Raw genomic sequence first — 1384 nt, 5'->3', positions numbered from 1 at the left:
CACTAGCGTCCAAAAGTTTTAATTTTAAAGTAGCCTGAGAATCCCGTATTTTAGATTTGTGATAAAAAAATACGAATTATGGGACTCTTCAGGCGCAGTAAAAATACAAATACCCCTTTACTTGGTCAAATCTTAAATTTGATTCCACGCCATTTATTGCAACACCAAATCGATAAGCACCAAAGCGACAAGGGCTGTAGCAAGTACAGGACTTTTGACCAATTGGTAGCCTTAACTTTTGGACAGCTCAATAAATGCTACTCCCTGTCGGTGATAAGTTGCGGACTGTCAGTCAGTAGCACCTTTCTTTCCGATATTGGCCTAAAACAAAGCCCTGCCAAATCCACCATGGGCACGGGCAATAAAAACAGAAGCTGCAAAGTCTTTGAAGGCCTTTACTTTAGGCTGCTGAGCCATTATAAGCATCTATTGAAATTACGTTACCAGAGCCATATCATCGAAGAGATCAAAAACCACACCATTAAATTGATCGACAGTACTACGATAAGCCTGTGCTTGAGCCTGTTTGATTGGGCAAAGTTTAGGACAGCTAAAGGCGGTATAAAAATACATACCGTCTGGGACGATAAATTAGGGCTACCGGATATGGTAAATATTACCGAAGCCAAGTTGCACGACCGCTATGGGCTTAAGAACCACATCTATGAAAAGCATACCATTGTTGTGGAAGACAGGGCCTATTTCGATTTCGAACTTATGTTACAGCGTATAAAGGCAGAAAACATATTCGTAACCCGTATAAAAAACAATACCGTATTTGAAGCTTTAGAAGAACTCGACCTACCAGAGGGCAAAGACGAAGATGTCCTAAAAGACCAAATCATTAAACTAAGCTCACCAAAAGCAGAACAGACAGGCATTACAGGGCAGTATTTACGATTGGTCAGTGTTTATAAAGAAGATGAAGACAAAGTTATAGAGATTATTACCAATCAACTAGATTGGTCTGCACGTACCATAGCAGACCTGTACAAAAAACGCTGGGACATAGAACTCTTCTTTAAGGCCATTAAACAAAACCTGCAGATAAAGACCTTTTTAGGCACCAGTGAAAATGCCGTTAAATCACAAATATATGTGGCACTGATCGCTTACTTGCTCCTAGAACTTATTAGGCGTTGTTGCTCAGACACATCTACGGCATTCAGTAACTTCTGCGAGAAAATAAGGATCTGCCTTATGCATTACCTAACCATAGATTACCTCTGCAATGAACTAAAGCCAGTAGTCAAAAAAGCTGAAAAACCACCCGATATTACACTTTTTGATAAAGATAATTCCAGCAAACAATTAATTATGCCCCTATAAACAAAGGGACACAGAAACTTTATTGCCCGTTTTCAAAAACTTTTGGACGGCAGTG

General features: G+C 39.7%; 1 protein-coding gene. It reads left to right on the top strand.

The annotated features are described in order from the left end of the window. Positions 1-78 precede the first annotated feature (78 nt). Positions 79-1329 carry an IS4 family transposase gene (locus tag K7G79_RS14660; protein WP_223552345.1) on the top strand — a complete coding sequence of 417 codons (1251 nt, stop codon included), beginning with the start codon at positions 79-81 and terminating at the stop codon, positions 1327-1329. The last annotated feature ends 55 nt before the right edge of the window (positions 1330-1384 follow it).

Origin of the sequence: Aestuariivivens sp. NBU2969 (genome assembly GCF_019931125.1) — a bacterium.
Lineage (GTDB): Bacteria > Bacteroidota > Bacteroidia > Flavobacteriales > Flavobacteriaceae > Aestuariivivens > Aestuariivivens marinum.
This window is presented reverse-complemented; position numbering and strand designations above follow the sequence as displayed.